Origin of the sequence: Paraburkholderia sp. GAS41, from assembly GCF_050436545.1 — a bacterium.
Taxonomy (GTDB): Bacteria; Pseudomonadota; Gammaproteobacteria; order Burkholderiales; family Burkholderiaceae; genus Paraburkholderia.
The window spans coordinates 18,243-44,912 of sequence record NZ_JBNDMK010000002.1 but is presented as its reverse complement, the minus strand read 5'-3'; the positions used below and the strand labels follow the sequence as shown (position 1 = coordinate 44,912).

The 26,670-nt window shown below is 60.3% G+C and carries 16 protein-coding genes, 1 tRNA gene and 1 pseudogene; 16 read left to right on the top strand and 2 right to left on the bottom strand.

The window, feature by feature from the left end; genetic code table 11:
* Positions 1–53: 53 nt before the first annotated feature.
* Together dxs and folE2 are read left to right on the top strand one after the other, a co-directional pair.
* Positions 54–1,952 carry a 1-deoxy-D-xylulose-5-phosphate synthase gene (gene dxs / locus P3T43_RS03380; protein WP_429279631.1) on the top strand — a complete coding sequence of 633 codons (1,899 nt, stop codon included), beginning with the start codon at positions 54–56 and terminating at the stop codon, positions 1,950–1,952.
* A gap of 280 nt (positions 1,953–2,232) precedes the next feature.
* The gene (gene folE2 / locus P3T43_RS03375; RefSeq protein WP_429279630.1) at positions 2,233–3,042 is read left to right on the top strand and encodes a GTP cyclohydrolase FolE2; all 810 of its coding nucleotides are present in this window, start codon (positions 2,233–2,235) and stop codon (positions 3,040–3,042) included.
* A gap of 123 nt (positions 3,043–3,165) precedes the next feature.
* On the opposite strand, the gene tsaD is transcribed toward folE2, so the two are convergent.
* The gene (tsaD, locus tag P3T43_RS03370; RefSeq protein WP_429279629.1) at positions 3,166–4,194 is read right to left on the bottom strand and encodes a tRNA (adenosine(37)-N6)-threonylcarbamoyltransferase complex transferase subunit TsaD; all 1,029 of its coding nucleotides are present in this window, start codon (positions 4,192–4,194) and stop codon (positions 3,166–3,168) included.
* 145 nt (positions 4,195–4,339) lie between these two features.
* Between tsaD and P3T43_RS03365 the strand changes: the two genes are divergently transcribed.
* The 14 genes and pseudogenes from P3T43_RS03365 (at position 4,340) to P3T43_RS03300 (ending at position 25,950) form a co-directional block, all read left to right on the top strand.
* Positions 4,340–5,557: an NAD(P)/FAD-dependent oxidoreductase gene (locus P3T43_RS03365; RefSeq protein ID WP_429279628.1), complete on the top strand. Its 1,218-nt coding sequence runs from the start codon at positions 4,340–4,342 to the stop codon at positions 5,555–5,557.
* A gap of 83 nt (positions 5,558–5,640) precedes the next feature.
* Entirely contained in the window at positions 5,641–5,853 is a 213-nt protein-coding gene (rpsU, locus tag P3T43_RS03360; protein WP_429279627.1) for a 30S ribosomal protein S21, read from the top strand.
* A gap of 224 nt (positions 5,854–6,077) precedes the next feature.
* Positions 6,078–6,524, top strand: a complete 447-nt coding sequence (locus tag P3T43_RS03355; protein ID WP_429279626.1) for a GatB/YqeY domain-containing protein — start codon at positions 6,078–6,080, stop codon at positions 6,522–6,524.
* 81 nt (positions 6,525–6,605) lie between these two features.
* The gene (dnaG, locus tag P3T43_RS03350; RefSeq protein ID WP_429279625.1) at positions 6,606–8,471 is read left to right on the top strand and encodes a DNA primase; all 1,866 of its coding nucleotides are present in this window, start codon (positions 6,606–6,608) and stop codon (positions 8,469–8,471) included.
* 79 nt (positions 8,472–8,550) lie between these two features.
* Entirely contained in the window at positions 8,551–10,950 is a 2,400-nt protein-coding gene (gene rpoD, locus P3T43_RS03345; protein ID WP_429279624.1) for an RNA polymerase sigma factor RpoD, read from the top strand.
* A gap of 157 nt (positions 10,951–11,107) precedes the next feature.
* A tRNA-Ile gene (locus P3T43_RS03340) sits at positions 11,108–11,195 on the top strand.
* A gap of 599 nt (positions 11,196–11,794) precedes the next feature.
* Positions 11,795–12,613, top strand: coding sequence for a peptidoglycan-binding protein (locus P3T43_RS03335; RefSeq protein ID WP_429279623.1), 819 nt, complete (start codon positions 11,795–11,797; stop codon positions 12,611–12,613).
* Positions 12,614–12,635: 22 nt separating this feature from the next.
* Positions 12,636–14,132, top strand: a complete 1,497-nt coding sequence (locus P3T43_RS03330) for a hypothetical protein (protein WP_429279622.1) — start codon at positions 12,636–12,638, stop codon at positions 14,130–14,132.
* Positions 14,133–14,188: 56 nt separating this feature from the next.
* Positions 14,189–15,376: a DUF2235 domain-containing protein gene (locus P3T43_RS03325; RefSeq protein ID WP_429279621.1), complete on the top strand. Its 1,188-nt coding sequence runs from the start codon at positions 14,189–14,191 to the stop codon at positions 15,374–15,376.
* Positions 15,377–15,562: 186 nt separating this feature from the next.
* The gene (locus P3T43_RS03320) at positions 15,563–17,173 is read left to right on the top strand and encodes a S10 family peptidase (RefSeq protein ID WP_429279620.1); all 1,611 of its coding nucleotides are present in this window, start codon (positions 15,563–15,565) and stop codon (positions 17,171–17,173) included.
* Between the two features lie 238 nt (positions 17,174–17,411).
* Positions 17,412–20,345: a patatin-like phospholipase family protein gene (locus P3T43_RS03315; protein ID WP_429279619.1), complete on the top strand. Its 2,934-nt coding sequence runs from the start codon at positions 17,412–17,414 to the stop codon at positions 20,343–20,345.
* Between the two features lie 77 nt (positions 20,346–20,422).
* Complete coding sequence (locus P3T43_RS03310) at positions 20,423–22,957, top strand: hypothetical protein (protein WP_429279618.1); 2,535 nt, start codon at positions 20,423–20,425, stop codon at positions 22,955–22,957.
* Positions 22,958–23,063: 106 nt separating this feature from the next.
* Positions 23,064–23,772 (top strand): annotated as a pseudogene (locus P3T43_RS03305) (GMC oxidoreductase); the annotation flags it as partial.
* A gap of 165 nt (positions 23,773–23,937) precedes the next feature.
* On the top strand, positions 23,938–25,950 hold the full coding sequence (locus P3T43_RS03300) for an ATP-binding response regulator (RefSeq protein WP_429279617.1): 2,013 nt from the start codon (positions 23,938–23,940) through the stop codon (positions 25,948–25,950).
* Here the strand turns inward: P3T43_RS03300 and P3T43_RS03295 are convergent.
* Entirely contained in the window at positions 25,947–26,642 is a 696-nt protein-coding gene (locus P3T43_RS03295) for a response regulator (RefSeq protein WP_429279616.1), read from the bottom strand. The two genes, P3T43_RS03300 and P3T43_RS03295, sit on opposite strands and share 4 nt — an antisense overlap.
* Positions 26,643–26,670 lie beyond the last annotated feature (28 nt).

Sequence of the window (26,670 nt, the reverse complement as noted above, 5' to 3'; positions counted from 1 at the left end):
ATGGATGCGTGCATGAAGTGCGGGCGCGTAAGTTTTCCTACAATGGAACGACGATGTACGACTTGCTGAAAACCATCGACGACCCGGCGGCCCTGCGCCGCCTCGATCGCCGCCAATTGCAACCGCTCGCAGACGAGCTGCGTGCCTACGTGCTCGACAGCGTCTCGAAGACGGGTGGGCACCTCTCGTCCAACCTTGGCACGGTCGAACTGACGATTGCGTTGCACTACGTGTTCGACACGCCGCGCGACCGGATCGTCTGGGATGTCGGCCATCAGACCTATCCGCACAAGATCCTGACCGGTCGCCGCGAGCAGATGCATACGCTGCGGCAATTGGGCGGCATCTCGGGCTTCCCGAAGCGGGACGAGTCGGAATACGACGCCTTCGGCACGGCGCACTCGAGCACGTCGATCTCCGCCGCGCTCGGCATGGCCATTGCCAGCAAGCTGCAAGGCGAAAATCGCACGGGCATCGCCGTGATCGGCGACGGCGCGATGACCGCCGGCATGGCATTCGAAGCCATGAACAGCGCGGGCGTCGAAGAAGACGTGCCGCTGCTCGTGATCCTGAACGACAACGACATGTCGATTTCGCCGCCGGTGGGCGCGCTGAATCGCCATCTGGCACGTCTGATGTCGGGCCGCTTCTACGCCGCCGCGCGTGCCGGCGTGGAGCGCGTGTTGCGCGTCGCGCCGCCGATGCTCGACCTCGCCCGCAAGCTAGAAGAGCACGCGAAGGGCATGATCGTGCCGGCTACGTTGTTCGAAGAATTCGGTTTCAACTACATCGGCCCGATCGACGGTCACGACCTCGACTCGCTGATTCCGACGCTGCAGAACATCAAGGAACTGCGCGGTCCGCAGTTCCTGCACGTGGTGACCAAGAAGGGTCAAGGCTACAAGCTGGCCGAAGCGGATCCGGTGCTTTACCACGGTCCGGGCAAGTTCAATCCGGCTGAAGGCATCAAGCCGTCCACTGCGCCTAGCAAGAAAACCTACACGCAGGTCTTTGGCGAATGGTTGTGCGATGCGGCGGAACTCGACTCCCGCGTTGTCGGTATTACGCCGGCCATGCGCGAAGGCTCGGGCATGGTGGAGTTCGAGAAGCGTTTCCCGGACCGCTATTTCGACGTGGGTATTGCCGAGCAACACGCGGTGACGTTCGCCGCCGGTCTTGCTGCAGACGGCATGAAGCCGGTCGTGGCCATCTACTCGACGTTCCTGCAGCGCGGCTATGACCAGTTGATCCACGACGTCGCCCTGCAAAATCTGCCGGTGATCTTCGCGATCGACCGGGCCGGTCTGGTCGGCGCAGACGGTGCAACCCACGCGGGTGCCTACGACCTCGCATTCATGCGCTGCATTCCGAACATGACGGTGATGGCGGCGTCTGACGAAAACGAATGCCGTCAGATGCTTTACACGGCCTTACAGCAGCCGAACCCGACGGCCGTGCGCTACCCGCGCGGTGCCGGTACGGGCGTCGCGACGGTCAAGCAGATGGCCGCGATTCCCCTGGGCAAGGGCGAAGTGCGTCGCGAAACCGCCCAGCCGGCCGGCAAGCGGATCGCGATTCTGGCGTTCGGCACGATGGTCGCGCCGTCGCTGGCGGCTGCCGAGCAACTGGACGCCACGGTGGCGAACATGCGCTTCGTGAAGCCGATCGACGCCGATCTGGTGCGCCAACTCGCGGAAACCCACGACTACCTCGTCACGGTCGAAGAAGGCTGCGTGATGGGCGGCGCGGGTTCCGCCTGCGTCGAAGCCCTGCTCGCCAGTGGGGTTTTGCGACCCGTACTACAATTGGGCCTCCCCGATCGCTTCATCGATCATGGGGATCCGGCCAAGTTGCTCGCGGCGTGCGGTCTGGACAGCGCAGGAATCGAAAAGTCGATCCGCGAACGCTTCCTGGATCACGCGGCAGGCAAGTCGGTCAAGCGGGTCGCCTGACAGCGTCAGTGAGCGGGTCGCGGGACCGGGCAAGTCGCCGGGGTTTGCAGGCGCTATCGCGACCATAGCGATCTCCAACTGGAATCGGTGGGCCCTCGGGCTCATCATGCAACGCCGGCTCAGGCCGGCGTTCGCCGTTGCGCGTGTCGATCCGTGCGGCGGCTGGGTGCCGCCATCTGTCGCGTTGCGACGGCTCCCGAGGGAGCCCATCCGCACGAGGATTTTCTGCGGGGTGGAATAATTGGGGCGGCTCCGGCGTTCTCATGAAAGGAACAACAACATGAATCAGATGAATCCCGCCTTTGTGATGCCCGACGTGCAAAGTACGGTCGACACCCGCCAGATCCCGATTCAACGGGTCGGCGTGAAGGCCGTGCGTTATCCGCTAACGGTGCGTGTGCAGGGCGGCGATGTGCAGCCGACGGTCGGTACGTGGAACCTCGACGTCCATCTGCCCGCCGAGCAGAAGGGCACGCACATGTCGCGCTTCGTGGCGCTGCTCGAAGAGAACAAGGCGCCGCTGGAGCCGTCGACGTTCCGCACGATGCTGGCGGCGATGCTCGAGAAGCTCGAAGCTGAAGCCGGCCGGATCGAAGTGTCGTTCCCGTATTTCGTCAACAAGACGGCGCCGGTTTCGGGCGTGCAAAGTCTGCTGGACTACGAAGTAACGCTGACTGGCGACACCCGCAACGGCGAGACGCGCGTGTTTCTGAAGGTGCTGGTGCCGGTCACGAGCTTGTGCCCGTGCTCGAAGAAGATCTCGCAATACGGTGCGCACAACCAGCGCTCGCATGTGACGATCAACGCTGAACTGGCTGATGATGTGCCGGTGGAAGAGCTGATTCGGATTGCCGAAGAAGAGGCATCGTGCGAGCTGTGGGGCTTGCTCAAGCGGCCAGATGAGAAGTTCGTCACGGAACGCGCATACGAAAATCCGAAGTTCGTTGAAGACCTGGTGCGCGATGTGGCGCAGCGTCTGAATGCGGATGCGCGAATCGTCGCGTATGTGCTTGAGGCCGAGAACTTCGAATCGATCCACAATCACAGCGCTTATGCGGTGATTGAGCATGACAAGCGGCTCGCTCGCTAAGCGACGCTTTGTTATGACGTGAAAACGGCCGCTTGAGCGGCCGTTTTCTTTTGCAGGCTTTTTGGGCCGGAATTCCGCGTGACGTCCAATTGAACGGTCTGTGCCGAAATCCTCTGAGGGCGGTCAGCGCGCGAGCGAGGTCAGATCCCAGCGCGGCTTCACCGTGAACGCATAGTCTTTGCCCGACTGATCGGGCCAGCGTTGCAGCCGCAGTGCGCCGGCGAGCGCGATCATGGCGCCGTTGTCGGTGCACAGCGCGAGATCCGGGTAGTGCACGTCGAAGCCGCGCTTTTGCGCGGCGGCGGAGAGCGCCTCGCGCAACTGGCGGTTGGCACCCACCCCACCCGCGACCACCAGCCGCTTGAGCTTCGTCTTCTTGAGCGCGGCGAGCGATTTGGCCGCCAGCACATCGACAGCCGCATCGACGAACCCGCGTGCCAGATCGGCCTTGGACTGTTCGCAGATGTTGGCGCCGCCGAGCTTCTTCACGTGCGTCAGCACCGCGGTCTTCAGGCCGCTGAAGCTGAAATCGAGGTCGCCGGAATGCAGCATGGGGCGCGGCAGAACCACCGCGCCGGGCGTGCCGAATTCCGCCAGCCGCGACACTTCGGGGCCGCCCGGATAGCCGAGGCCGAGCAATTTGGCGGTCTTGTCGAAGGCTTCGCCGGCCGCGTCGTCGAGGGTCTCGCCAAGCGTCTCGTAGACGCCAACGTCGGTTACGCGCATCAATTGCGTGTGGCCACCCGATACGAGCAGCGCCACGAACGGAAACGGCGGCGGCTCGTCGACCAGTAGAGGCGACAGCAAGTGACCTTCGAGGTGATGAATGCCGATGGTGGGTTTGTCCCACGCCATGGCGAGCGCGTTAGCGATACTGGCGCCGACCAGCAGCGCGCCCGCCAGTCCCGGACCTTGCGTGTAGGCAATGGCGTCGATTTCGCCGCGCGCCGTGCCCGCGCGCTCCAGCACCTCTTCGAGCAACGGCAGCGCGCGCCGGATATGGTCGCGCGATGCGAGTTCCGGCACGACGCCACCGTACTCCCGGTGCATCGCAATCTGTGAATGCAGCGCGTGCGCAAGTAGCCCGCGCTTCGTGTCGTAGAGCGCGAGACCGGTTTCGTCGCAGGAGCTTTCAATGCCTAGAACGAGCATGATTCGAGGGCCGAAGGGCGCGGCGACATTCCGCTGAATGGCTGTCCGTTCGGACTTGCCGGGATGTTCAGGCGCCCTAAAAAGTGAAAAGGCAAGCCTGAAAGTATAGCAGTGCGGGGCAGGGGCCGCGGGTACAATGCGCGCCATGGAATCCTTCGATATCGCGGTCATTGGCGCGGGTGCGGCCGGTATGATGTGCGCGGCGGTCGCCGGGCAACTCGGACGGCGCGTCGTGCTGATCGATCACTCGCCGCGCCTCGCGGAAAAGATCCGCATTTCCGGCGGTGGCCGCTGCAACTTCACAAATCTGTATGCGGGACCGGCGAATTATCTGTCGGCGAATCCGCATTTCTGCCGCTCGGCGCTCGCGCGTTACACGCCGCGCGATTTCATGACGCTGCTCAAGCGGTACCACGTCACGTGGCACGAAAAGCACAAAGGGCAACTGTTCTGCGATCAGTCGAGCGACGCGGTCATTGATGTGCTGAAAAGCGAGTGCGACGCCGGCGGCATTGCCTGGCGCCAACCGCTCGCCGTCGAGCAGGTGCGGCAAGATGCAGGCGGGGGCTTCACCCTCGATACGCAGGCCGGTCCGATCCGCGCCAAGGCGTTGGTGGTGGCGACCGGCGGCCTGTCGATTCCGAAGATTGGCGCAACCGAATTTGCGTATCGGCTGGCCAAACAGTTCGGCCACAAGCTGATCGACACCCGCCCCGCGCTTGTGCCGCTCACGTTTGCAGCCGCCGACTGGGAGCCGTTCTCGGCGCTCTCAGGCGTTTCACTGGAGGTCCAGCTCGCGACCGGCAACAAGAAAACCGGCGCTGAGTTCGTCGAAGATCTGTTGCTCACCCACCGCGGCCTGTCCGGGCCGGGCGTCCTGCAGATTTCGAGCTACTGGCAACCGGGCGAGCCGATCCACCTCAACCTGCTGCCGGAGCGGGATGCCACAGAGGCGTTGCTGGAAGCGAAAACCAGCACCAAACGACAGATCGCCAACCTGCTCGCCGAATGGGTGCCGACGCGGCTCGCCCACGTCTGGCTGGAAACGCATCAGGTCCCGGCAGAGGCGCGCATCGCCGATTTGCCCGACAAAACGTTGCGGCGGATCGGTGAGGCGCTGTCGCGCTGGACGCTCACGCCGAACGGCACCGAGGGCTACCGGAAGGCCGAGGTGACGCGTGGCGGGGTCGATACGCGCGAGCTGTCGTCGTCGACGATGATGAGCGCTCGTGTACCTGGGCTGTATTTCATCGGCGAGGCGGTCGACGTGACCGGCTGGCTGGGCGGTTACAATTTCCAGTGGGCGTGGGCCTCGGGTGTGGCGGCGGGCCAGGCGGCCGCGGAATATGCCGGCGTAAACTGACCTCAGGGGGCTTGACGCGGCGGTCTCTTTATGAGAAAGGTCTGATATACTCCCCAACCTTTACGAAGTCCCGTTATTGAAAAATGACGATCATCCACGTAAAAGAAAACGAGCCATTTGAAGTCGCCATGCGCCGCTTCAAACGTACGGTTGAAAAGAACGGTCTGTTGACTGAACTGCGAGCGCGCGAGTTTTACGAAAAGCCCACGGCTGAACGCAAGCGCAAGAAGGCATCGGCGGTGAAGCGCCACTTCAAGCAGCTGCGCAGCCAGATGCTGCCAAAGAAGTTTTATTGATTCTGACGTCGCTGCGGTTCCTACGGAGCGTCGGCACGCAACCGGTGGCGGCACGAACTGCCGCCCTATGCGGACAACCTGGCCCTCGGGGTCACCTGGTCAAGCCGCATCTACTCCGCGCATATGCGTCAACCCGCTTGAGGAAGCCGTTCCAAGCGGGTTTTTGTGTTGATGCACGGCGCATGGCCAGATCTTTTTTACATTCCAACGCATTCAGGTGAGTAATGAGTCTCAAGGATCGGATCAACGACGACATGAAGGCCGCCATGCGCGCCCGCGAAACCGAGCGTCTCGGCACTATCCGCCTGCTGCTCGCCGCGATCAAGCAGCGTGAAGTCGACGAGCGCATCGTGCTCGACGACACGGCAATCACCGCGGTCATCGACAAGATGATCAAGCAGCGCAAAGACTCGATCAGCCAGTTCGAGTCCGCGGGCCGGACCGACCTGGTCGAGAAGGAAAGCGCCGAACTCACTATCCTGTCGGCGTATATGCCGGAACAGATGTCGGACGCCGAGATCGCCGCCGAAGTGCAGGCCACGGTCGCGCAAACCGGCGCTGCCGGCCCGCAGGACATGGGCAAGGTGATGGGCGTGCTCAAGCCGAAACTGGCAGGCCGCGCCGACATGACCGCCGTGTCCGGGCTGGTCAAGGCTGCGCTCGCGAAATAATGCGGTGTTCCCGGTCTGTGCGGCCCGTTCCTGGACGGGCTGGCTGCGCAGTCTTCAGGCTTTCAAGGTAGTGCCCCCACTGTGATTCCGCATTCGTTCCTGCAGGATCTGCTGAACCGCGTCGATATCGTCGACGTGGTCGGCAAGTACGTGCAACTGAAAAAGGGCGGCGCTAATTTCATGGGGCTTTGTCCGTTTCATAACGAAAAAAGCCCTTCTTTTACCGTTAGTCCGACTAAGCAGTTCTATCATTGCTTCGGTTGCGGTGCACACGGCACGGCCATTGGCTTTCTCATGGAGCATGCCGGGCTGACGTTTCCCGAAGCGGTCAATGATCTGGCGCAGTCCGTCGGTTTGACGGTGCCGCAGGAACCCTCGCCGAATCAGGGCGGCGGAGGCGGCGGCTATGCGCCGGCGGCGTCGAAAGCTGTCACGACCGCGCTGTCAGATGTGATGCAGGTCGCATGTGATTTTTATCGCAAGCAGTTACGCGGCGCGCCTAACGCGATCCAGTACCTGAAAAAGCGCGGCTTGACGGGGCCGATCGCCGCTCATTTCGGGATCGGATACGCGCCCGACGGTTGGCAGAATCTCGAAGCAGTGTTTCCCAATTACCGGGATGAATCGCTGGTGGACTCGGGACTCGTGATCGTCAGCGAAAAGGCCGACGCTCAGGGGCAAAACCGCCGCTATGACCGTTTTCGCGAGCGGATCATGTTCCCAATCCGCAATGTCAAAGGCCAGGTGATCGGCTTTGGCGGGCGAGTGCTGGAGGGCGGCGAGCCCAAGTATTTGAATTCTCCGGAAACGCCTCTATTTAGCAAAGGTAGCGAGTTGTATGGGCTGTTCGAGGCGCGCCTCGCCATTCGGGAACAGCATTACGTGCTGGTGGTGGAAGGGTACATGGACGTGGTCGCGCTGGCCCAATCAGGGTTCCAGAACGCCGTGGCGACACTTGGTACCGCGTGTACGCCGGTCCATGTGCAGAAATTACTTCGTCAGACCGATACGGTAATTTTTAGCTTCGACGGCGATTCCGCCGGCCGCCGGGCGGCACGCCGGGCGCTGGACGCGTGCCTGCCGCATGCGGCGGACAACCGGACGATCCGCTTCCTGTTCCTGCCGGCCGAGCACGACCCGGACAGCTACGTGCGGGAATTCGGCACGGAGGCGTTTGCCGAACAGGTGGAGCGGGCCATGCCGCTGTCGCAATTCATGCTGAATGAAGTGCTGGCCGGCAAGGAACTGGACCAGCCGGAAGGCCGGGCGCGCGCACTATTCGACGCCAAGCCCCTGTTGCAGGCGTTGCCGGCCAATGCGTTGCGTGCGCAGATCATGCATATGTTCGCCGACCGGCTGGACGTGCCGTTCGACGAAGTGGCCGCGCTGTGCGAAGTGGATTCCCGGATCGCCGCCGCCGCGAGACAGGCGCCGGCTCGCAAGGACCGTCGCAGCGTGACCGGGATCGAGGAAAAGACCTTGCGCAATCTGGTGATGCATCCCCGGACGGTTGCAGGGCTGGACGAAGAGGCCGAACAAGCGTTACTAACCATTACGCGGCACGGCGAATTGTTTGAGGAAGTGACCACGCATGCCCGTGCGCTGGGCGATGCGGCGGAGTTTCAGTTGCTGTCGGACCTCTTGCGAAATGGCGCCAATGCCCCGACTTTCGAGGAAATCTTTCGCAAAATTCTGGACTATGATGAAAACGTTCGGGATTTGCTGCTGAAGGATCCCACGGATACCGCCGTCATAGAGGAACGGCGAGAGCAGGAGCGGATTGTCGGCGAGGAGTTGCAGGCGGCGATCCTGAAGATGCGTTACGACGCCTATTGTGAGCGGCTCGAACAACTTTCGCGGCAATCCAGACATACCGCGGAGGAGTTCGCGGAGTTGACGGATCTGAATCAGAAACGGGCTGACATGAAGCGTCGGCTCGGGCTGTAGAAGGGGTGGGCTGGACCTGGTTTATAATAAAAGGTTATCAGCGGTTTGTTTTCCAGGCAAAAGGCGAAAGGCGATTGCAATGGCAAAGACTACAGGCGGAAAGAAATCGGCAAGCACGGGCTCTGATGAGCCGACCACTGAGGTCACGCGGGCCAGGTCTATTTCTTCCGCGAAAAGAGGGTCTGCCGAAGCCGCCGTGAGCGTGACGCCCGTTGCCCGGACGAAATCCTCGACTTCTTCCGCTGCGAAAGCGGCGTCGGTGAGTACGGTGAAAGCCGCCAAGCCGGTCACGAAGCAGCCGAGTGCCAGAAGCGCAAGGGAAGCGGTTGCCGCCCAGGACGTTGCGGTAGCGCTTGAGTCTTCAGTATCCACGGTTCTACCGGCTGTTGTCCAACAGCCGCGAGTCGAGACTACAGCCGGTACGGCGAACTCCATGACGAAAAAGCTGAACGAAGTATCCGTCGATGACGACGCAACCCCGAGCGAGGAAACTGCTGCTGCCGCTGCTCCGGGCAAACCCGACAAGGCCAAGGCACGCGACCGCCGCGCGAAGGAAAAAGCGCTGCTGAAAGACGCGTTCGCGTCGTCCCAACCCGGTACCGTCGAAGAGCTCGAAGAGCGCCGCTCGAAACTACGCGCGCTGATCAAGCTCGGCAAGGAACGCGGCTTCCTGACCTACGCCGAAATCAACGATCACCTCCCGGACAACTTCACCGAAACCGAGGCGATCGAAGGCATCATCAGCACGTTCAACGACATGGGCGTGGCGGTCTATGAGCAGGCGCCGGATGCCGAAACGCTGCTGCTGAACGACAACGCGCCAGCGGCTTCGTCGGACGACGAAGTCGAAGAGGAAGCCGAAGTCGCGCTGTCCACGGTCGATTCGGAATTTGGCCGCACCACCGACCCGGTCCGCATGTACATGCGTGAAATGGGTACGGTCGAGCTGCTCACGCGCGAAGGCGAAATCGAAATTGCGAAGCGCATCGAAGACGGCCTGAAGCACATGGTGATGGCCATCTCCGCATGCCCGACAACGATCGCCGACATTCTGGCCATGGCCGAGCGTGTCGCGAACGAAGAGATTCGGATCGACGAACTGGTCGACGGACTGATCGACGCCAACGCGGAAGACGCGGACGGCTTCTCCGCGCAGGAAGCGGAAGCGATCGAGAGCGAAGACGAGGAAGTCGAAGAGGAAGAAAGCGAAGACGAGGAAGACGACGACGGCGCGGCGCAAGCCACGGCCAACGCTGCGCAAATGGAAGCGCTGAAGCGTGCCTCGCTCGAAAAGTTCGCCATGATCAGCGAGTGGTTCGACAAGATGCGTCGTGCCTTCGAGAAGGAAGGCTACAAGTCGAAGTCGTATCTGAAGGCTCAGGAAACGATCCAGAACGAGCTGATGACGATTCGTTTTACCGCGCGTACGGTCGAGCGTTTGTGCGACACGCTGCGTGCCCAGGTGGATGAAGTGCGTCAGGTCGAGCGTCAGATCCTGCATACAGTGGTCGACAAGTGCGGCATGCCGCGTGCCGAGTTCATCGCGCGTTTCCCGGGCAGCGAAACGGATCTCGAATGGGCTGACAAGATCGTCGGCGAAGGCCACGCGTATAGCGCAATCCTCACGCGTAACATTCCGGCCATTCGCGAGCAGCAGCAACGTCTGTTGGACTTGCAGGCGCGTGTCGTGCTGCCGCTGAAGGACCTGAAGGAAACCAATCGTCAGATGGCGGCGGGCGAACTGAAGGCGCGTCAGGCCAAGCGTGAAATGACCGAGGCCAACCTGCGTCTGGTGATCTCAATTGCGAAGAAGTATACGAACCGTGGCCTGCAGTTCCTGGATCTGATCCAGGAAGGCAACATTGGCCTGATGAAGGCGGTGGACAAGTTCGAATATCGCCGTGGCTATAAGTTCTCGACCTACGCCACGTGGTGGATCCGTCAGGCCATCACGCGTTCGATTGCGGACCAGGCGCGTACGATCCGCATTCCGGTTCATATGATCGAAACGATCAACAAAATGAACCGCATCTCGCGTCAGATTCTGCAGGAAACCGGTCTCGAGCCGGATCCGGCAACGCTGGCTGAAAAGATGGAGATGCCGGAAGACAAGATCCGCAAGATCATGAAGATCGCGAAAGAGCCGATCTCGATGGAAACGCCGATCGGTGACGACGACGATTCGCATCTGGGCGACTTCATCGAGGATACGAACACCGTTGCGCCGGCCGACGCTGCGTTGCACGCCAGCATGCGCGATGTCGTGAAGGATGTACTCGATTCGCTGACGCCGCGTGAGGCGAAGGTGCTGCGTATGCGTTTCGGTATCGAGATGAGCACCGATCACACGCTTGAAGAAGTCGGCAAGCAATTCGACGTGACGCGCGAACGGATCCGTCAGATCGAGGCGAAGGCGCTGCGCAAGTTGCGTCATCCGAGCCGTTCCGACAAGCTGAAGTCGTTCCTCGAAGGCAATTAATCGAGGGACCTCCGGCTGCTGCAGCGGATACAGGGGCTTCCTGGTCGTTTTGCTGATGCGAAGCGGTCACGGAAGCCCCTTTTTCGTGTAGTATGTCGGCCAATCAGCGGATAGGCCCGGCCTTCAGACCGGGTCTTTTTGTTGGTTTCCAATCTCAGGGCCGGACGCCGTGCTGGTTGCAGGCAGCGGACTCATAATCCGCCTCCGAAAGGACACCGTGGGTTCGACTCCCACCCGGCCCACCAATGACCCTCCCGCCTTTCTCCGGAGCTTCGCTCCGTGCAGTCGAAGCCCTGTGGCATCGTTTGTCTCGTACGCGGGACTTATCAGCCGGATAAATACCTGGCAGTCCGCAGCATGACTCAGGGCGTCTAATCCGCAGTCAGCGCTCAGCACTCGTCGTCTTCCTCTGCGCAGTCGTCATCGCAGCCACCGCTCGTACAGCGGGCAGCACCTATGGCGCATCCCAATCGCAACGGTGTCACCCGTCGTCACACTTGCCGCCCCCGCCCGATTCGCCCACCTGCGAGGTCGTTGCCGCTGGCGCCGAACAAGATTGTTTTCAGAAAGACGAACCATGGCGCGTTCTTTCAACATGATGACGTCATGACGTCATGACGTCATCGGGTCGTCCGACGCCTAAACGACTCATGTCTCGATTGCAGACTTGCAGACGATTGCTAACGCCCAAACGGACGGCATCACACCGCCGTGGAAATGTGCGGTAGCGCACATAAGAAGGCGGCTTGTGCTGGGGGCGTGGGAACCATCACCTATTGTCTGATTTACCGAATCCTGGGATTTAACAATTGACGCGTCACGACCGCAAACAGGAGGAACGGCCATGCCAACCGGTGGGCTTCATCAGGGCGATAACGGCGACGAAGTCAAGACTCTGCAGCAGTCGCTTGCAGCACATGGCTTCAGTCCAGGGGCGATTGACGGCTTATACGGACAAGGAACCGCCGCAGCGGTCATTGCGTTCCAGAAAAGCGAAGGACTACTGCCCGATGGCATAGCGGGACCGCGTACGCTCTCGGCCCTTGGCCTTGCCGATTCGGATCAGTTGCCGTCCGCCATTCCTGCGGTATCCGTCGAGATCGTCAGCCAGATGTTTCCGGTCACGCCAATCGGCAACATCAAAAGCAATTTGCCGCCAGTGCTTTCAGCGCTGCTCGAAAATCGGGTCGCTGACAAGCCCATGGTCTTGATGGCGCTTTCCACCGTGCGTGCCGAGGTGGAATGCTTTCAGCCAATCAGCGAAGGACAATCTCGCTTCAACACGTCGCCGTCGGGCCATCCATTCGACCTTTACGACAACCGCAAAGATCTGGGCAATCAGGGGGCGCCTGACGGGGCGAATTTCAAGGGCCGGGGCTACATCCAGTTGACCGGGCGGCTGAACTACGCCGCGTACGGACCGAAGCTCACGCCGCGCGTCGATCTGGTCGCCAATCCTGACCTCGCTGGCGACCCCGCCATCGCCGCGAATCTACTTGCACTGTTCCTCGCGGACAAGGAACTGGCGATCAAGAACGCTCTTCTCGCCGGGAACATGGCAACGGCAAGGAAACTGGTCAACGGCGGTACGAACGGTCTGGATCGCTTCGAAGACGCTTATCAGCGCGGAACGGCTTTGATCCCCGATTCGCTCGGTAAGTAAAAATGGGCCAAAGGTGAATGCCATGAGTACCACCACTTTCGAAGCTGGGCAGATTCCACCGTCCGATCCCCCGCGCCCCCTCGATCCGCCCGCGCAAGACACCGGCGCCGGCGCAACGGTATCCGCAACTGCAACGTCGTCAGCGCCGGCGGAAAAGCCACCGTCGGGGCAAGCGCCGGAACCTCCGTCCGCGCCTGCGCCTGATCGCGCGGCGTCCACTCAGACAGGGTCGCCTGCGGAACAGTTGATACTGGAGCGGGACCTCAATGAAGCCCTCCTGCTCATGGATTTCATATCGGGGCGGCCAGACGTCCATATATCGGATATTGGTGACATCAAGTATCCAGCCCGGACTGATACTACGGCCCGCGTCGACAATGCGGATCGTGCGGGCAATGAGACCCCGACACTGTCGCCGATTGCGGTGATCAGGCGAATCTGCGCACTGCGGTATCCGCCGGAAGCGAATCTATCCATTGCCGAGCGAGCGGACAATTCCGCATTGCTGCTCTGTGTAAAGGACAAGTTGAATTCAGTGGCCCATCCGGCCAATGGTCTCACGATCGCCTACACGTACATGTTCCTGGAGGAGACGGCGCAGGCTGCGCGCGACGAAGCAAACCTGCGTCTACGTGCTGGCATTGGCGGAAAAGCGACCCGAGCCAGCATCGCGAAGGTCGCCTATCCCGGCCTGATCCCCAGTGCGAAGCGCTTCCGATGTTTCCACAAAAGCGTCGCCCGCGTTGGGGCCGCGATCACCGTCTGTTCGGCGCTCCTTTTGTGGCTGGTCGTATACGGAGTTCAACTCACTTCCCGCTTCGAGCAAGACCAAAAAAGCGCGACGGATCTTAGCACTCAGATATACGCGTTAGCGGACAAGGAAAATGCGGGCGTCACCGCTGACCGGCAAAGTCACGACAGCGTACCGAAACGTTGCAACGGAAAAATCGATGAACAGAGCAATCAGATGCGGCTGCTTTGTAACCAGTGGTCGTACCTGCAAAAACGTTATGAAAAGGCGATCAACGATGTCGGGTCGTTCGCTAACACGTGGCCGTCCGCGTGGCTGATGATTCCGTTTCCTACGGCGCCCACGCTGCAAAACAAGGCTGATGGCGCGAAGGGAACCCAGGAGGATGTGCAGTCCATCACCCTGGTTTTATCGGCATATGCAAGCTATGTGTTGCCGGTGTTATTCGGACTGGTTGGGACCATTGCTTCGTTCCTGCGCGATATCAGCAATCGGATAACCGCGAACATTCTGTCGCCTCGCGACGAGACGCTTGCAATCATCCGCATCATTCTCGGGGCCATTGCGGGACTTGCGGTGGGTCTGTTCTTCACACCCAACTCGTTAGCGGCGCAGATAAGTTCGGGAGCGGGCGTGTTGACGCTTTCGGCGTCCGGAATAGCGTTTCTCGCGGGCTACGGGGCGGACGGATTCTTTCGCATGATCGACGGAATGATTACCCGGGTATTTAGCCTCGACCAGAACCAGAAACCGGTGCACACGAAGTGATTCGCCCGGTCGTTCAATGGCGGCCGCAGCAGAGTGACTGACCGAAGGGGGATTGGATGTCGAAGACCATTGTCTTTTGTGCCGATGGCACGTGGAACGGGCCGGACGAGCAACCTTCAAAGAGCGACGGCAACACCGCTGAAGGCACGCAAAGCTGTGAACCTCAACTGACCAACGTCTGCAAACTATTCGCGTGGCTTGCCGGTGATCTGCAGCCTGCGGGAACGGACTGGGGAGGCGCTGAGATGGAAAGGTCCCTTTCGGACGCTAGCGGCGCGCCTTGTCAGATCGCAAAGTACGTCCACGGCGTAGGCAATTCACAGCAATTGCTCGACAAGGTGGCCGGTGGCGCATTCGGCGTGGGCGTCGTGGCTCGTATTGCGCGCGGCTATACGTATATCTCACGTAACTTCGTGCCGGGTGACAGCATCGTGATCGTCGGCTTCAGCCGGGGCGCGTATACGGCGCGTGCGCTTGCCGGCCTGATCTCCGGCGAGGGGCTGCTGCGGCCGGACCTCGCCGCCCTCGACGACGACACGCGTTACGACACGGCAGTGGCGGCCTGGTACCGCTGGCGGCACGGCCACGAGACAACGGTTCAGAAGATAGCAGATGGCTTCATCGAGCTGCTCGAAATCCACAGCGCGTTTTCCAATGCGCAGAAGCTGGATGACAGTTCCTTTGTGCCGGCGAAAATCACCGCGGTGGCGGTCTGGGATACGGTGGGTTCATTAGGTATCCCGATTTATCACGCAGGTGCCGCGATCGATCTGTTCCGCTTCTGCGATACGGCTATGAGTCCTAACATCAGCCTGGGTGTGCACGCGGTATCGCTTGACGAGCAACGCAAACCGTTCGAACCAACGTTGTGGGACCCCAATCCCAACTTGATACAGGCGGTGTTTCCGGGCGGCCACTGTGATGTCGGCGGAGGCTATCCTGATCATGGTTTGTCCGATGGCCCTCTGCTCTGGGTCGTCGACAGGCTGCAACATCCCGATGTGGGATTGAAGTTCACGCTCCATCCTCCCGTTGACGTCAAGTCCGACCCCCTTGCCGCCCGGCACCGCGAGTGGGTGGGGAGCCCCATGTGGCTGGCCGCCGGTGTTTCTCCGCGAACCATCCCTGCTGCGATGGTTGTCAATGATTCGGTTCGCCAACGTATGAACGGCAAACCTGAAGACCTGTTCGGTACGCAGGGCACGCAGTCACCTTACTCGCCGGGTAATTTGCCGCATCAATAAGGTTCGTTCGTGCGGGCCTCGAAATCAGGCACGGCTGCTTCGTTTTCAAAAATGCATGCATTGCTGCGTCTTGGTATCGATAGCACTGGCGCGGGCGCGATCGTCTGTTCGATGCATGAGCCCGTGGACAGGACAACATCGAAACCCGGGCGTGGGATCGCGTCAAACTGAAAACGGAGGTTTGCGATGAAGGCAACAGCAAAGAATGCCGCTCCACCGGATCAACCGCTTCTCGACCTGACACCCTATGGATATGGCCCGGGCGATTCAGTCAGCGACGTCACGGAAAATGCCGCGGTGACGCATCACACGCTGAAGCTCAAGGGACGCTCGATTGGCTATACGGCGCGGGCGGGACACCTTGTTACCACGCATACCTATAGCTCACGGCCGGGCGCCAAATTGTTCTACGTGTCGTTCACTGCCGATAACCCGACGTCGTCCCCGCGTCCGGTGACCTTTTTCTATAACGGTGGCCCAGGCTCGTCGTCGGTATTCCTGCTGCTGGGTTCGTTCGGACCGAGGCGCATAAAAACGAGCATGCCGAGCTTTACTCCACCGGCTCCGTACGCGCTCGAAGACAACCAGGACAGCTTGCTCGATCAGACCGACCTCGTGTTTATCGATCCAGTGGGAACGGGTTATTCGACCGCGATTGAACCCGGTTGCAATAAGGATTTCTGGGGCGTCGATCAGGATGCGCGCTGTATCAAGCAGTTTATCAAGCGCTATCTGACGGTTTTCAATCGCTGGAACTCGCCCAAATATCTGTTTGGGGAATCGTACGGAACGCCACGTACCTGTGTACTCGCATGGATGTTGCACGAAGATGGTGTGGATCTGAATGGCATTGTGCTGCAGTCGTCGATTCTCGATTACTCGCAGACGGGCAACCCGATCGGTGCGCTGCCAACCTTCGCCGCCAATGCCTGGTTTCACAAGAAGGTAACGGTGTCCCCAGCGCCCCGCAATCTGCCGGGGTTCATGGACAAGGTGATGCAGTTCGCCGACGGCCCGTATGCGAATGCGCTGGACGCATTCCCCACCGTCGATCCTGACGTTCTGCAGCATTTGAGCGATATTCTCGGCATCCCGACTATCGTCCTCAAATACTGGCGACTCGATCCCTTAACGGGAGATGGATCAGTATTCCTGACGAGTTTGCTGATGGACGACGGACTGGCGCTGGGTTCGTATGACGGTCGTGTCACTGGCGTGGACACCGGCATTTCCGAATTCGTGTCACCGGATTCGGGCAGCAACGATCCCACCATGGCGGCTGTGGATGGTGTCTACACAGCAATGTGGAACGTGTACCTCAACGAAGAATTGAAGTACACGTCGATATCGCCATTCATGGACCTCAACGACAAGGCCTTCGAAAACTGGGACTTCAGTCATGTCGATCCGACGGGCGCCCAACGCGGCGGGATCGGCAGTCTCTACACGGCGGGCGATCTGGCGGCGGCAATGTCCGTCAATCCGTATCTAAGGGTGTTTTCGGCAAACGGGTACTACGACGCCGTAACGCCGTTCTTCCAGACCTTGATCAATTTCCAGACCATGCCGGTGGGCAACGCGCAGATCGAAAGCAATCTGACGTTCCACGCGTATCCGTCGGGCCATATGGTCTATCTCGACGATGCGTCGAGAACCGCGATGAAGGCGGACCTCTCTTCGTTCTATGGAGAGGCAAAAGTGCACGCCACCGCGATCAAGGAAGCAGTGAAGCCTGCGCAGACCGCAACGGGGGGCGTTGCGCGCTATCGCAAACGTTCAGGTCGTACGCCGTACTGAGTGACTTGACCCATGCGACGACACACCGAGACGCACGCGGCGGCTTTGGCAACAGGCCGCGTGCAGGTCGTGTGTCCGCGAAAATGCTGGCTTGTTTAACGACAGCGTTCGTACTATTGTTGCTTGCAGGTGCACCGATACTTAGGTGAACTGGGTGCTGCCATGAACGCATAGATGTCGCTACGCGCAGTTTCCAGTCACCACGCCGTTTCCGCATTCAATTCTGCTGGGGAGCGCTATGAATGCGTCGTCTAAGGTGGGCGGTCGAACAAGCGCTGCGGCGAAGCCGAAAGAGAACAACGCTGTCCACCCCTTCGAGCAAGTGCTTCATGACGAACTCAATGAAATCGTCAAGGCGCGGAACGGCCGGACGGAACAGGTCGGTCAACCTGCGCCGGCGGGTCAAGCAACCGCAGGCAGCCTGGCGGATACATTGCGGCGAAGCGAAGCGCTCGACCTCAAGGGTTTGGCATTGTCCGGCGGCGGCATTCGTAGCGCGACCTTTAGTCTCGGCGTCGTGCAGGCCCTTTGCGAGGGCAACGTGCTGCGTCAGTTCGACTATCTCTCCACGGTGTCCGGCGGCGGCTATCTTGGCGGCTGGCTTTCCGCGCAACTTCTCAATCGGTTTCCCTCTGGAAACGTAGCGGAGCTCGAGTCGTTACTCAGTCCGACGGTCTCGCCGGGTGGTCCACCTAAAGCGGTGGAAGATGACTCGATCGGCTTCCTGCGCGAGTACAGCAATTACCTGACGCCACGAGTCGGCTTGTTGAGCACCGACACACTGGCCGCCATCGCAGCGTACGTGCGTAATCTCACGTTGATTCAGGCAATCTTCATTTCGTTGATCGTCGCGGTGCTTTTGTTGCCGCGCTTCGTGTTCTTTCTCGCGAGTTGCGTGCTTCACTGTGAGCTGACGGAGTGGCTTCCAGGGCCGTTGGGCGTGGCGTTGCTCGCTGGAAGTGTCGGCGGAATCGTGCTTAATCTACGCGCGGAGCAGGACAGTCGATGCGCGAAGACCGTATTTGTTTTGAAGTACGTAATGTCGCCGGGCGTACTCGCGGCGTTCCTGATTGCCATTGAGATGGCGAATCCTCGTGGCCTTATCAGAGATTGGGGCATCGGCTGCTGGATAACCTTTTTCATGGTGTTCTACGCGCTCGTTGCATGGGTGCTTCCGGCACAGGATCGGTATCCCGGCGCCGGTGCGGTTAAGGATGGCGGAACATCATCGAGGACTTCTGCGCGCAGGAAACCCGTTGTGCCTCTTTCCAAGCGCCTCATGATCGTATTCGCAGGTCTGCTGGCGGGTGCGGCAGGTGGCGCAGTGCTATTCGTGATCCATCAGGCAACACTCGGGATGAACGATCAGGCATTGTGGTTCGCCGTATCGATTGCGCCGTTCCTGATTCTGCAGGCTTTCGCGCTGACCATCGTGCTGCATCTGGGACTGGTCGGGCGCATCTTCGATTACGACGTGCAGGAGTGGTGGGCGCGCTATGGCGGCTGGCTCCTGGCGATCACGATTGGCGTCGGCGGAATCTTTGCTGCCGGGATCTATGGCGCGGCGCTGGTGGTGTACGGCGGCGCATGGCTCGCCTACGCTGGCGGACCGGGATGGCTGGTCGTATCGCTCTGGGGCGTGATCACGGGCGCGTCAAAAAAGACCGATGGTATGCGCAACTCCTGGATGGAGCGCGCATTGGTCGTGGTGCCGTATGTGTTCATCATAGGACTACTGGTGATCGTCTCGTACGCAATATACCGGTCGCTTCCGGTCGGGTTGACCGCACCCGGCGTGTCGATTGCTTGTGACCCTGTCACGCTGCAGAATCCACGCATGCCGGGGTTTCCGGCCCCGGGACCCAGTTTCGTGCAAGCGGTTGCGGAGGTGTCCAAATGTCTGTCGATGCAGGCGAATCACGCGATAGCGGTGGGTTCATACGCGTTCAATACGGTATGCCTGGCGCTTCTGTTCTTTGCTCTCGTCTGCTTCTTACTGGTATGCCGCGTCGACATCAACCTGTTCTCACTCTATAACTTTTACCGGAACCGGCTGACACGATGCTATCTCGGCGCGTCGCGCGCGGCGGACGGCGAACGGCATCCACATCCGTTCACCGGTTTCGACATCGACGACGATTTTCCGCTCGATCAGCTAGCCGCGAACACGACGCGCGACTTTGCCCAACGCCCCTATCACATCCTCAACACGACGCTGAACATGACATCAGGAGAAAACCTGGCGTGGCAGCAACGCAAGGCCGCATCATTTTTCTTCTCGCCGCTCTACTGCGGATTCCATTTGCCACGAAAGGAGGAACCCGGTCAGCGCAATGGCGGCTTTGCGAAGACGAGCGAGTATATGCGCGGCAAGCACGCGTTCGGACCACTGAACGATTTCGGGCCCATGCTCGGGGGCTCGGTAGCGGTCTCGGGCGCAGCCGTCAGCCCCAACTCCGGCTTTCACACCGATCCTGGCGTTGCGTTTCTGCTTACGCTGTTCAATGTGCGGCTTGGCCGCTGGTGTCCGAATCCGGCATTGGGTAACATGCCGCGGCGATCGAGTCCGATATTTGGCGGGGCGCTGTATCTTAACGAGTTGTTTGGCGCCGCAAACAGTATTTCGAACTACGTTTATCTTTCCGACGGCGGACACTTCGACAATCTCGGCATTTACGAACTCGTTCGGCGGCGCGCAGGCCTCATCGTGCTGTGTGATTGCGGAGAGGATCCCTCATTGCAGTTCGACGACCTGGCCGACACCATCCGAAAGTGCTCGGCTGATCTTGGCGCGGACATCATCATTGATGTCGATCCATTGCGGCGCGAGTCTTGTGACAACCCGCCTCCCTACAGCGGGAGTCACGTGGTGGAAGGCAAGATCCGGTATCCGCGTCTGGAGGGCGACGCGCCCAACGCCCCCGCGTTCGTGGGCAAGCTGATTTTGATCAAGCCCACCTTGTCCAAAGAAATATACGCGTCTGCTCCGGATCTACGTAACTACGCGCTCGTTGAACCCGCGTTTCCGCAGCAGTCCACGGTCGACCAGTGGTTCAACGAGGCGCAATTCGAAAGTTACCGGAAACTCGGCTATCTGATTGGACGTCACCTCCTGAAGAAACACCTCAACGACGGCAGCACGCTTGTCACACGGCTGAACCGCGTGGTCTAGCGGGTCATACGGATTTCAATCTTCGATCCCCAGTTCGTTCTTATACGCGTAGGGATTCCAATGGCACGGAGGGGACTGTGAATCGGCAAAGCCAATTGCGCGTATGCATACTCGCCCTCGTGGGACTCATCAGCATGTGCGCCAGTGCACAGCCTGAATCAGGTCATGTGCTCGATGAAGCAAAGCAGGCGGGCCGGACAGCCGCGTCGTTTCCTCTTGCGGACGATCCCTATTTTCAAGGCATGGACCGGAATATTCCCCTGACTGTGGACGAGATCAAGGGACGCAACATGTGGTTCATGTGGAGCGGAGGTAACGACAGGTTCTGGGACGCCATGACGAAGAGCACGTTCGGTGCCTTCGACATTCTGAAGTCGATCAGCTCCTACCCGAGCCAGGGTCATTCGCGAGACGATCGCTGGAGCTACCTGGGCGTTGTCAACGAGCCTTGCTTCGAGAAGCCTTCCGGTCCTGATCCGCTGCGTTTCGGTTTGTGGCTCGATCAACGGAGTAAAGACTGCGCGGCGGATCCGTTCGAGGACGAAAAGAAGTACCCGGGCGTCAAGATCGGGGCACGTGGCACGACGTTCAGCAGCGGTGACAAGCTGCCGGTCGGATCCTACTACGGCTATGCGACGGGTATTGTCGGTCTGCGTCTTTTCCCCAATCCGGATTTCGACGAGAAGGCCGACAAAGCATGGAACGCGCGCCGTTTCTATGAAGACCCCAAGTACTACAACGATGCCAATCTCATTCGCCCTTATCGCGTGGGCATGACCTGCGCGTTTTGTCACGTCGGTCCGAGCCCGGTACATCCGAGCGCCGATCCAGAGCATCCGCAATGGGTCGATCTGAGTGGCACGGTGGGATCGCAATACATGTGGGTGGATCGACTGTTCATTAACAACGCGTCGAAACCCGAAGGGCAGCAGAACTTCATGTATCAGCTCACGCATACGTGGCGGCCCGGGACCATGGATACGTCGCTTGTGTCTACTGACAACATCAATAATCCGCGGACGATGAACGCACTTTACGACCTGCACGCGCGCCTCGGGAAGGCGCTGACGATCGGGCAGGAGAAGCTGGCAGGTGGGGGGCTCAATAACAAGCAGTTCAACGATTTTGTCACTGACGGTCCCTTCACGAAGTTCTATAAAGCGCCTGACACCGTATGGACTCCGCACGTTCTCAAGGATGGAGCGGATTCGGCCGGCGTGCTGGCGGCATTGAACCGCGTGTATTTGAACATTGGGCTCTTTAGCGAGGAATGGCTGCTCCATTTCAACCCGGTGTTTGGCGGCAAGCCCGTCTCACCTATTCAGATTGCGGTAGCGCAGAAGAATTCGACTTACTGGCAAGTCACAGAAGCCGGTACGTTCGATGTTGCGCAATACCTGCTAGCGGCGACGCAGCCGGACCATTTGAGCGACGCGCCGGGCGGCAAGGCATTTCTCACCGATACCTCCACGGCAAATGGAGCCGCGCTTCTGCAGCATGGCAAGGAAGTATTCGCAGATACCTGCGCGCGCTGCCATTCGAGCAAGGGGCCGCCTGCTCCGGCAAGCCTCAATCTGACCCACTGCGCCGGCCCGAATTATCTCAAGTGCTACAAACGATATTGGCAATGGACGCAAACCAGCGACTACAAGACGCAGATGCGCAAGGTCGTCGATGCGCCCGACTTTCTCGATGGAAATTATCTGTCGAGCGATGCGCGCATTCCGGTTACGCTGTTGCGCACCAACATCTGCAGTCCACTTGCGACCAATGCGATACGCGGCAACATATGGGACAACTTTTCCTCGGAGTCCTACAAGACGCTGCCTTCGGTCGGGTCGGTCACGCTTAACGATCCGTTTACCGGCGAGCGCTGGCAATACGCCATGCCTGATGGCGGGCGTGGCTACACGCGAGTGCCTTCGCTCATCAGTATCTGGTCGACGGCGCCGTTCCTGCTCAACAACACGCTCGGGCCTGCGCAGTTCGATAGCAATCCGTCGGTTGCGAGCCGGATGAACGTGTTCGACCAGTCGATCGAACAGCTTTTGTGGCCGGAGAAGCGGCTGCATGACACGCTTCTGGGCGACAAGGTGCCGGGCTTCATCGACCGAACCTCGGTACGCAGTGAGATATCGATTCCACCCAGCTACCTGCCCAAGGCGTTGGCGCCGTTCAAAGCCGCTTTGGGCAGCCGGGCTAAACATTTTTTCGACTCGGAAGGAAACCTGACGATTGGACCGGTTCCGTCGCAGATCCCCGTCAATCTGCTGGCCAACCTCCGGCCGCTGCCGGAAAGCCGTGATCCCGTGCTTGTCGCGGCCCACATTGGAAACGTCGCGAACCTGCTCTTCACGCTCGGTTACGATCTGCTCACACTGCCGCCGAACGCGACTGACGCCGAACTGCGCGTGAAATACGAGTCCCTGAAAAAGCCGATGCTGGATCTCAGCAAGTGCCCGGACTTCGTAGTCAATCGCGGGCATTACTTTGGTACGGCCGAGTTCAACAACCAGAGTGGGCTGACAGCGGACGAGCGGTCGTTCGGGCAAGAGCCGGTTCTGAGCGACGACGACAAGCGAGCGGTGATCGCATTCCTGAAGACGTTTTGAGAATCAGAAGGCCACGATGCTAATCGGCAATGTCTACTCCTGATGATGAGGAACTCACCGCCCGCAGCATTCCGCGGCGCTTGCGGGGCATCCCGACAGCAGTTCGCGAGCGGGTGTGCGTTGTGAGGTGCGTGCGCGTCGCGAGGTGATTCTCGCGGGCGGTGCGTTCAATACTCCGCAATTGTTGATGCTGTCGGGGATGGGTCCCGCGGAGCACCTGCGGGCGCACGACATCCCCGTGCGCGTGGATCTTCCCGGAGTCGGGAGCAATCTTCAGGACCGCCATGAAGTCGCGGTCGTCAGCCATATGGCGACGTCCTGGAGCGTGCTGAAGGACGCGAAGTTCTCGATTGACGATCCGGTTTATCGTTCGTGGCGCGATTTGCGCAGAGGCGTCTACATCACCAACGGTGCGGCTGCGCTCCACTAACCCGCGCGACATGCCGGTCATCGCCTTTCACTATTTCGAGGAAGGCCGCGGCGAGTCAGGCAATGATATGCGCTCGGTCGTCGAGGCCATCCGGTTTGTGCGCGGGCTAACCGGGCCGCTCGTGGAGCGCGGTTTGATCGCGCAGGAAGAACTTCCTGCCGCGAGCGTTCAGGACGACGCCGACCTGGCCCGCTATGTTCGTGACAATGCGTGGGGTCATCATGCGCCGTGTACGTGCGCCATCGGGGCGCCTTCTGCAGGAGGCGTGCTGGATAGCAGACTTTCTGTGCAGGGGGTACGCGGCTTGCGCGTGGTGGACGCGTCGGTTTTCCCGAAGATTCCGGGATTCTTCCTGGCCAGTGCGATCTACATGGTTGTGGAAAAGCGGCCGAGATGATCCTGAGCGAAGCCGCGCGCACGAAATAGCGGCAGCGGCAGATGCGGGACGTTCATTGTTCAGAGGGTAATCAGATCCTAGAATAGAAGCGTATGGCCGAGCACGCGGCGTGCTCCCTGCTGCGCGACGCAAGCGAGATGACGGCGAGATACGATGAATATATTCAGGTTTCAGGCGGCTACGGAATCGAAGTTCCTCAATGGCTCACCGGCGCTCGGTGCGATTCGCGCATGGCTGGTCGACATGCTTTGCTGGCCGGCCCGATTCGAGGATCCGCAGGTCGAACAGGAATTTACCGAGGACTACGGTCGGCGTTTTGCCGACTTCCGCCGTGCGGCGCTCGTGCTAGGAACGCTGATCTGGGCCTGTTTTGGCTGGTGGGAAATCAGTCTTGCGCAGGGCAGTCCCGTGTTTCGGCCGTATTTTCCGGAGATTTTCGCGTGGCGTTGTGCCGGCACGCTGGGTGCGTCCGTTGGCATTGTGCTGGCCTTCAGGCTGGCTTTCTATCGGGACAACGTAGCACATTGGATCCTGCTGTCGGGGTTGGCGTTCATGTGTGCGTGCCTGTTGATGCAAACGATCCTCGCGCCGCGCCCGTTCAACTTCACGCATTTTTTTGTCGGCTTCTATCTGATTCTGTTTTATCAGTTCGGCTTCCTGCGCCTGCGCGCCAAGGCGACGCTGATCCTGACGACATGCGTGATCGCCGTGATCGTGTTGGCACAACTGTTCACACATGCAGTCGAGCCAGACAATTTCGCAGCAGGCATGTTTTACCTTCTGAACGTCGCTCTGCTCGGCCACAGCGTCAATGTGAATGCCGAGCGGCATGTGCGCGAGCGGTACATCGCTGTCCAGGCGCTGGCGCATAGCAACGACGCCCTGCAGCGCGCCAACGTCGAACTTGCGCAAAAGCATCACGACCTCGAGCGCTCGCGGCGCGATCAGCAGACCAAGTCGGAGGCACTGATTGCCTTACGCGAGCAGCAACGGGAAGCCGCCGAACGGGCGAGCCGGGCCAAATCGCGCTTTCTGGCCGCTGCGGCGCATGATTTGCGGCAGCCGATGCACGCGCTGAACCTTTTTCTCGCCGCTGCGAGCGATGCGCAAGACGCGCGTGACCTCGAAGCGTCGAGCAAACTGATCGGGGAAGCGCGGAAGGCGTCGGTGTTGACCGCGCGCCTCTTCAACGCGGTGCTCGATCTGTCCAAGCTTGAATCGGGGCACGTCAAACCGACCTATACGAGCATCGACCTGAATCGCGCGGTCGAGGAGGCGGTCGAGCAACTCGCACCGTTTGCAGCGAGTCGCGGGGTCGCACTGCGCTATCGGAAGGCACACCACAAGCCCGCGTGGGTGCGGACCGATGCCGACTGGACTCCACGCGTGCTCAGCAACCTCATCTCGAACGGGATCAAGTACGCGGATTCGTCGAAGGCGGGTCGCTGTGCGGTGATCGTGGGGGTGGTACGCATGCCGAACTATGTGCGGCTCGACGTTATCGATAACGGCATAGGCATCGCCACGGAGCATTGGGACGCGATTTTCCAGCCCTTCGTGCAGATTGGAAACCCGGAGCGGGATCGCGAGAAAGGGCTCGGGCTCGGCCTGTCGATCGTCAATGCAGTGGTGTCGCTGCTGGAAGGACACCGGCTCGAACTGAAGTCGATCGAGGGACGAGGCTCGCGCTTCTCGGTGCGCATGCCGTCGGCCGAACTGTTTGCGGTGCCGGATGCCGAGGTGCCGCCCGCCGACGCTGTAGCGGTGCCGTCACCGTCGTCGCTGCGTGGTCTCTACGTGTTGCTGGTGGAGGATGACAGCCTGGTACGCGCGTCGATGGAGGCGTTGCTGGCGCGCTGGGGCGTACTGGCCGATGCAGTTCGTTCGGTGGCCGAGCTCAACGAGCTGCTACAGACCATCGAACGCGTGCCCGATCTGGTTATCACCGACTACCGCTTGCCGGAGCTGTCCACCGCGCACGACGTCATACGTTTGCTGGGCGCGCACTTTTCGCGGCCGGTGCCGTGCCTCGTGGTGACGGGCGAAGCGGGGGTGACCGCCGAGGGTGCGTTGCCCGAGCGCTGCGTGCTGAGCAAACCGCTATCCGCCGACGTATTGATCGCGCGGATGCTCGAAATGACGGATGCGCGCGCCCGCGTGGACTAGACCCCTGCGACCTGCGCGGTGGTTGGAATTTCAATGCCGCGGCGCGCCATTTCGACGATCAGAAAGGTGCGCCGTGCCACGTTGAAGCGGCTCAGCAGGTCGCTGATGTACTCCTTCGCAGTGTTCTCCGTAATGCTCATCTTTCGCGCGATCGCCTTGTTCGACAAGCCCTGCAGGAGGTAGCGCAAGGTTTGCGCGAGACGCGGCGGCAGGTTCAGCGAATCGATCGGAATGCCCTTGTTCGGACCCGGCGACTGGGGGGTATGGCCGCCTTTGCCGAGCACGCTGTTGGGCAGATAGACACGTCCGTTCAGGATGGTCTGCAAGGCTTCCCGGAAAACTGCCCCGCCTTCTTCGCTGGCCTTCGAAATGAAGCCGCCGGCGCCGTTCTTGATGCAGTCCAGCACTGTCTCCCGGTCATCCTGCGCGGACAGCATCACGACATGCACGGCGCGCTCGTGTTCCTGCAGCCAGCGCAGCAGGTCCAGCCCGGTGTGATCGCCGCCAATCTGATAGTCGAGAAAGACGAGATCGTAGGTCTTGTTTTGCAGCCGCTCGACGGCGGCGGCGTACGAGCCGGCTTCGTCGATGTCGAGTGTCGGCTCGGACGCCAGGATGAGGCTCTTCATGGCGAGACGCGTCAGGCCTTCATCTTCTACAAGCAGCACGTGGCGGAAATACAGGTTGTCCATCGTTACCTCTCCAGTCCTGAGCCATGGT